Consider the following 6888-nt stretch of genomic DNA (forward strand, 5'->3'; position numbering starts at 1 on the left):
CACCCGCCCGACGCCGGGCGCGCCGTGCGGGAGCGGACGCCCGGCGGCGTCGCGGGGGCGGGCGTTGCGGGCACGGCCCCGGTCGTCGCGGTCGCGGGAACGGGTCATGGCTGCGAGGGTGCCAGCTCTCCGGTTAGCGTGCGTCATGATCACCGAACTGTTCGACGTCCGCGGCAGGGTGGCCGTGGTCACCGGCGGCACCAGCGGCATCGGCCGCATGATCGCGGGCGGTCTCGCCGAGGCCGGGGCGCGGGTCTACGTCTCCAGCCGCAAGGCCGACGCCTGCGCCGACACCGCCGCGGAGATCGGCGGCACCGGCATCGCCGCGGACCTGTCGTCGGAGGACGAGTGCGTCCGGCTGGCCGCGGAGGTCGGGGAGCGGGAGGAGCGGGTGCACCTGCTCGTCAACAACGCGGGCGCGACCTGGGGTGCGCCGCTGGAGGAGTTCCCGGCGCACGCCTGGGACAAGGTGCTCGACCTCAACCTGAAGGCGCCGTTCTTCCTGACCCGGGCGTTCCTGCCGCTGCTGGAGGCCGCCGCGTCGGCCGAGGACCCGGCCCGGGTGATCAACATCGGCAGCATCGACGGGCTGCGCGTCCCCGAGCTGCCGAACTACAGCTACTCGGCCAGCAAGGCCGGGGTGCACCAGCTGACCCGGGTGCTGGCCCGCGACCTCGCCGGCCGCGGGATCACCGTGAACGCGATCGCGCCGGGGCCGTTCCCGTCGCGGATGATGCGCGCCACGCTGGAGGCGGCGGGCGACGAGATCGCCGACTCCACCCCGCTCGGACGCCTGGGGAAGCCCTCGGACGTCGTCGGGGCGACGCTGTTCCTGGCCGGGGCCGCCGGGTCCTACGTGACCGGCGCGGTGCTGCCGGTCGACGGGGGGATCTGGACGACGCGCTGACCCCCCCCGCAGCACCCCGCCGCTCAGCCGGACTGGAGCGGCCCGAGCTCGGTGGTGAACCGGTCGAGGAACCCCGGCCAGTCCGCCACCGGCCCGGTCGGGCGCACCACGAACTTGGTGAGGCCTCCGTCGGCGTGCCGGCGGACCAGCTCGGCGACGCCGTCCCAGCCGTCGCCGACGATGTCGCGCCAGTCCGCATCCGGGCGTTGGGCCCCGGCCAGCGCGCGGGCGGGGCCGGGGTCCGCGCCGGGCGGGGCGACCCACAGGTTGGTGCCGTAGTGGTCGTCGTCGATCGTGCGGCCGGCGTCGCGGGCGGCGGTCTCGATGATCCCGCGGGCCCGGGCGGTCTCGGCGGGGGTGAGGAAGCTGGCGAGCCAGCCGTCGGCGAGCCGCCCGGCGCGCCGGAGCCCGGCGTCGGCGCGTCCGCCCAGCCACAGGTCGAGCGGGGCGGCCGGGCGGGGGAGGACGGCGGCGTCGTCGAGGGTGAAGAACTCGCCGTGGTGGGTCACGGAGTCCTCGGTGAGCAGCCGTCGCAGCACGACCAGCGACTCCTCGAACACTGCGCCGCGCCGGCCCGGGACGGGGTGCAGCTGCCGGTCGCAGGGCTGGGCGGCCTGCAGCCCGAACACCGGCAGGATCCGCCGGGGCGCGAGCACCGCCAGCGACGCGAGCTCCGAGGCGAGCAGCATCGGGTTGCGCCCGGGCAGCACCGTGACGCCGGTGCCGACCTTCAGGGTGCGGGTGCGCGCCGCGGTCCAGGTGCTGCCCACCATCGGGTCGACCACCGACTTCGACGCGATGTCGGCCAGCCACAGCGAGTCGACCGCGGAGGCGTCGAGGGCGTGGATCAGCTCGTCGAACTCGTCGGCGAAGGTGGGTAGGTGGCGGGCCCCGACGAGGCCGAGACCGATGCGGACCGTGCCGTGCGGGGAGTCGACCACTCACACACCGTAGGTGATCGGTCACTCGTCCGGGAACGTTCAGTCCGACTCGAGCGGCCCCAGCTCGGCGACGAACTCGTCGAGGAACCGGGCCCAGTCCCGCGCCGGAGCGGCGGGGCGCACCACGAACTTGGTCAGCCCGCCCTCGACGTGGCGGCGGATCTGCTCGGCGGCGCCGTCCCAGCCGCGGGCGACCAGCTGCTCCGGGTCGGCGTCGGGTCGCTGCTGGGCGGCCCGGTGCAGCGCGTGGTCGGCGGCGGCGCCGGACCCGTCGCCGGGCAGCACGACGGTGACGTTGGTGCCGTAGTGGTCGTCGTCGATCGCCCGGCCGGCGTCGCGGGCGGCAGCCTCGATGACGGTGCGGGCACGGGCGGACTCGTCGGGCGTGAGGAAGCTGCCCAGCCAGCCGTCGGCGAGCCGGCCGACCCGGCGCAGCCCGACCTCCGCGCGACCGCCCAGCCACAGGTCGAGCGGGCGGGCCGGGCGCGGCGCGACGGTCGCGTCGTCGAGGGTGAAGAACTCGCCGCGGTGGGTCACCGACTCCTCGGACAGCAGCCGTCGCAGCACTACGAGGGACTCCTCGAACACCGCGGCCCGGGTACCGGGGACGGGGAACAGCTGGCGCTCCGACGGCGTCGCCGCGCGGATGCCGAACGCGGGCAGGATCCGCTTCGGCGCCAGCACCGCCAGTGACGCGAGCTCGGCCGCGAGCAGCATCGGGTTGCGGCCGGGCAGGATCGTGACACCGGTGCCGACCTTCAGCGTCCGGGTCCGGGCGGCCGCCCAGGTGGTGCCGACCAGCGCGTCGACGCCGGGGGCGGAGACGAGGTCGGGCAACCACAGCGAGTCGATGCGCGCGCGTTCGAGGGCGTCGACGAACTCGTCGAACTCCGAGCCGGGGTCGGTGGCGCGAAGCCCCACCGAGCCGACGCCGATGCGGACCTTGCCGTGCGGGGACGTCACCACGTCGGTCGACGCTACCCCGCGTCGGGGCTCCGGCGCGGGTCGCGGCCGCTGTTGCCGAGCGCCCGGTGGAACGGCGGCGCATCGGCCGGGACCGGGACCACCGGCCCGAACAGACCCTCCCGGGACGCCTCCTGACCGGGCGCTGACATCGCGGTGGTGAACTCCAGGACGGCGGCGACGGCGTCGTCGTCGGGGGAGAACGGGCGGCCGGTGGCCACGGCGAGGTCCCAGCCGTGCAGGACCAGCTCGTCGAGGGCGATGACCCCGGCGACGTCGGCGGGCAGGTCCAGACCGCCCGCCGCGGTGAAGCCCTCCCAGGCGGCCGGCTCGCGCCACGCCTGCGCCAGCGCGGTGAGCCGGGCCGGGATCGCGGTGCGCCAGTCCGCGACGAGGTGCGCGGCGTCGGCGCTCGGCGCGGTACCCGCGGCCTCGGGGGACTTCTGCGCCGCGACCCGGAACGCCCACGCCAGACCGTGCACGTGATCCAGCAGGGCGGCGACGGTCATGCCGTCGCACGGGGTCGTGTCGTGGAGCTGGTCGTCGCGGACACCCGTGACGACGTCGGCGACGGCGCGGGCGGTCGGGGCGAGATCGAGCACGGTGGCCACCTCGGGTCGGGTCGGTGCCCCACGGTCGCGGGGCCCTGCCTGCTCCGACCGGCCGCGGCGCGCCGACTCATCGCCCCGTATGTCTTTCGACACCTGGTAGAAGGTGGTGCGGCGGATACGGCAGAGTGGACTCCGACGTCCCGTCCGCCTGGAGGAAGCACCCGTCATGAACGACCCGTCCCTCGTCGCCAAGGCCTTCCGGGTCGTGGCGGTCGCCGAGGCGCTGTCCTGGACCGGCCTGCTGATCGGCATGTTCTTCAAGTGGATCCTGGCCACCACCGAGGTGGGGGTGCAGGTGATGGGCCCGATCCACGGGGCGCTGTTCGTCGCCTACGTGCTGGTCACACTGTGGACCGCGCGGATGTTCCGCTGGGACCTGCGCACCACCGTGATCGGCCTGCTCGCGAGCATCCCGCCGCTGACGACGATCTGGTTCGAGCGCCACGCCGGGGTCACCGGCCGCCTCGACCCGGCCCGCGGCCGGCCCATCGCCGGCTGAGTCCTCCCGGATTCCCGTGCCGCTCTTGACGGCTGAGGTAAGCCTAGGCTAACTTCAGCGCGTCGCTTCGTGGTGGGAGCGGCGCGTCAGTTCGGGAAACACGGCCCGGCCGCATCGACCACAGCGGCCGGGCCGTCCCGCGTTCCGGGCGGGTGTCGTGCCCGGCTCGGCGGAACGCGCCGGGGGGTCGGCCGCGACTCTCGATCGCCTCCCGGCTCTCCGGGGGAACCCGCTCCTGCCCACGGCTTGACAGTGTAGGTAAGCCTTGGCTAAGTTTCACGTGTCGCTTCGTGGTGGGAGCGGCGCGTCAGTTCGGGACGAGGGCCCGGTCGCTCGACCACGGCGACCGGGCCCTCATACGTTCCCGGTTCCTCACGCGTCCGGGTGGGCCAGCGCCCGGTACACCGGCCGCAACGCGTCGGTCAGCCGCCCGCCGCCCGCCCGCAGCGACGGCTCGGGCACCTGGTCCAGCACCGCGCCCGGCTCGGTGTCCGGCGGCCGCGGGGGAGCGGACCCCGCCGCGCCGTCCCAGAAGCGGTCCAGCAGGTCCGCCAGCGGGGCCGGCCCGGCCGGTGCGGACGGGTCGTCGCCGCTGTCACGCTCGGCCCGCAACCGCTCGAGCAGCGCGTCCCGGTCGCGTCCGCGCAGTGTGAGCAGGGTGAACGGGTCGGTGTCGCAGCGCTCGGCGAGCACGTAGAACACCGCGGCCAGGTGCTTGCACGGCACCGTGTGGTCGGGGCACGAGCAGTCCTGCGACAGGTCGGCGCCCGCGGCCGGGAACAACGACAGCTCCAGGCCGTCGAGCAGCTCCTCGATCTCCGGGGGCACGGTCCCCGACAGCAGGGCCGCGGTGTACCAGGCGTCGGCGGCCAGGGCCTGCTCCACGCGCCGCCACTGCGTCTTGTCCCAGACCCGCAGCCCGATCCGGACCCGGTACGGCTGCGGCCGGGTGCCCTGCACCAGCGCGACCACGGCGCCCGCGTCGACGTCGAGGGACACGATCTGCCCCGACCGGGCGTAGCTGCGGCCACGCGAGAGCCGCCCGCCGACGCCGAGCTGCTCCAGCACCGCCAGGAACCGCGCCGACCACCAGGTCCGGGCGACCGCGCCCGCCGCCGCGTGGATCCGGATACCGCCCTCGACGCGGCGCGGCGGCCCACCGGTGAAGTCCTCCTGCGCCCAGAACGGCCGGTCACTCATCGGCGTCCCCCGTCTCCTCGTCGAGGTCGGCCACCGCGTCCGAGCCGAGCGCGAACACCGCACGCAGCTCGGAGGTCGACAGCGACGTCAGCCAGTCCTCCCCGCCGGTCACCACCATGTCCGACAGCGACCGCTTCGCCGTGACCAGATCCTCGATCCGCTCCTCGACCGTCCCCGGGCACACGAACCGGCGCACCTGCACCGCGCGCCGCTGCCCGATCCGGAACGCCCGGTCGGTGGCCTGGTCCTCCACCGCCGGGTTCCACCACCGGTCCAGGTGGATCACGTGGTTCGCCGCGGTGAGCGTGAGCCCGGTGCCGCCCGCGCGCAGCGAGAGCAGGAACAGCGACGGTCCCTCCCCGGACTGGAACCGGGCGACCATTTCGTCGCGCCGCTTCTTCGGGGTGCCGCCGTGCAGGTAGAGCACCTCGGTGTCGAACCGCGCCGACAGGTGCGGACGCAGCATCGCAGCGAACTCCGTGTACTGGGTAAACAGCAGCGCCCGGTCCCCGGCGGCGAGCACCGGCTCCAGGATCTCCTCCAGCCGGGCGACCTTGCCCGAGCGGTGCCGCCCGCCGCTGCGGTGGATCGGGGACCCGTCGTGCAACAGCTGCGCGGGGTGGTTGCAGACCTGCTTGAGCTTGCTCATCGCGGCCAGCACGTTGCCGCGGCGCTCGATGCCGTCGCTGCCCTCGATCTTCTCCATCATGTCGTCGACGACGGTCCGGTACAGCGACGCCTGCTCCCGGGTGAGCCGGTGGTCGGCCACGATCTCGATCTTCTCGGGAAGATCGTCGATCACCGTGGGGTCGGTCTTGACCCGCCGCAGCAGGTAGGGCCGGGTGATCCGGCGCAGGGTGCGGGCCGTCCCGGCGTCGCGGTGGCGCTCGATCGGCACCGCGAACCGCTGCCGGAACACCTCCGGCACCCCGAGGACGCCGGGGTTGAGGAAGTCCATCACCGACCACAGCTCCGCCAGCCGGTTCTCCATCGGGGTGCCGGTCAGCGCGACCCGGTGGCCGGCGTCGAACGACCGCATCGTGCGCGACGCCGCCGCGTGCGCGTTCTTGATCATCTGGGCCTCGTCGAGGACGAGGCGGTGGAACCGCCACGCCCGCAGGTCCTCGGCGTCGCGGGTCGCGGTCGCGTACGTGGTGACGACGAGGTCGGCCTCGCCCAGCCGGGCGTGCAGGGCCTCGCCGCGCGGGCGGGCGGCCCCGTGGTGGGCGTGCACCCGCAGGCCGGGTGCGAACGTCGCGGCCTCCCGCTGCCAGGTGCCGACCATCGACATCGGGCACACGATCAGGGTCGGGGCGCCGGTCGGCCCGCCGGACCGGTCGTGGGCCTCCAGGGCCAGCAGCTGGACGGTCTTGCCCAGCCCCATGTCGTCGGCCAGGCACGCCCCCAGGCCCAGCGACGACAGGAACGCCAGCCACGCCACCCCGCGCTCCTGGTAGGGGCGCAGCGTCGCGGTGAACCCCGGCGGCGCCGGCACCGGCGTCAGCGTCCGCTCGGCGGTGCCCTCGAGCAGCGCCCCGAGGTGCCCGCGGGCGGACACGTCGGTCACCGGGAGCGGGGCGCCCGCGTCGCCACGGGCCGCGGCCAGCACCTCGCCGACGGTGGGTGGCCGGTCCCGGTGGCGGCGCAGGAAGTCCAGTCCCTGGGCCAGCGCCTGGGCGTCGACGGCGACCCAGCGCCCGCGCAGCCGGACCAGCGGCGCCTTCGCCGCCACCAGCGCGGCGATCTCGGACTCGCCCAGCTCCTCGT

Annotated in this window: 7 protein-coding genes and 1 pseudogene; 2 read left to right on the plus strand and 6 right to left on the minus strand. The window is 75.0% G+C overall.

The features are described 5' to 3' along the window. A pseudogene (locus GTW08_RS20540) lies at positions 1 to 108 on the minus strand (DUF309 domain-containing protein); the annotation flags it as partial. A 37-nt stretch (positions 109 to 145) separates the two neighbouring features. Between GTW08_RS20540 and GTW08_RS20545 the strand changes: the two are divergent. Continuing rightward, positions 146 to 907 (plus strand): SDR family oxidoreductase, encoded by a 762-nt coding sequence (locus GTW08_RS20545; protein WP_073574607.1) that lies wholly within the window; start codon positions 146 to 148, stop codon positions 905 to 907. 23 nt (positions 908 to 930) lie between these two features. Here the strand turns inward: GTW08_RS20545 and GTW08_RS20550 are convergent, their stop codons facing one another. From GTW08_RS20550 to GTW08_RS20560, 3 genes are read right to left on the minus strand one after another with little or no spacing between them, the layout of a single operon-like run. Continuing rightward, positions 931 to 1848 carry a TIGR03854 family LLM class F420-dependent oxidoreductase gene (locus GTW08_RS20550; protein ID WP_202417469.1) on the minus strand — a complete coding sequence of 306 codons (918 nt, stop codon included), beginning with the start codon at positions 1846 to 1848 and terminating at the stop codon, positions 931 to 933. 39 nt (positions 1849 to 1887) lie between these two features. Beyond that, entirely contained in the window at positions 1888 to 2814 is a 927-nt protein-coding gene (locus tag GTW08_RS20555; protein WP_346009944.1) for a TIGR03854 family LLM class F420-dependent oxidoreductase, read from the minus strand. An 11-nt stretch (positions 2815 to 2825) separates the two neighbouring features. Beyond that, entirely contained in the window at positions 2826 to 3413 is a 588-nt protein-coding gene (locus GTW08_RS20560) for a TIGR03086 family metal-binding protein (protein WP_346009945.1), read from the minus strand. A gap of 175 nt (positions 3414 to 3588) precedes the next feature. On the opposite strand from GTW08_RS20560, the gene GTW08_RS20565 reads away from it, so the two are divergent. After that, entirely contained in the window at positions 3589 to 3921 is a 333-nt protein-coding gene (locus GTW08_RS20565; protein ID WP_073574610.1) for a DUF3817 domain-containing protein, read from the plus strand. 372 nt (positions 3922 to 4293) lie between these two features. On the opposite strand, the gene GTW08_RS20570 is transcribed toward GTW08_RS20565, so the two are convergent. Together GTW08_RS20570 and GTW08_RS20575 are read right to left on the minus strand one after the other, a co-directional pair. After that, the gene (locus GTW08_RS20570) at positions 4294 to 5121 is read right to left on the minus strand and encodes an SWIM zinc finger family protein (protein ID WP_073574611.1); all 828 of its coding nucleotides are present in this window, start codon (positions 5119 to 5121) and stop codon (positions 4294 to 4296) included. Then, a partial coding sequence (locus tag GTW08_RS20575) for a DEAD/DEAH box helicase (protein ID WP_237454020.1) occupies positions 5114 to 6888 on the minus strand: 1775 nt, incomplete at its 5' end. The genes GTW08_RS20570 and GTW08_RS20575, both read right to left, overlap by 8 nt.

Origin of the sequence: Pseudonocardia sp. SID8383, from assembly GCF_009864975.1 — a bacterium.
Lineage (GTDB): Bacteria > Actinomycetota > Actinomycetes > Mycobacteriales > Pseudonocardiaceae > Pseudonocardia > Pseudonocardia alni.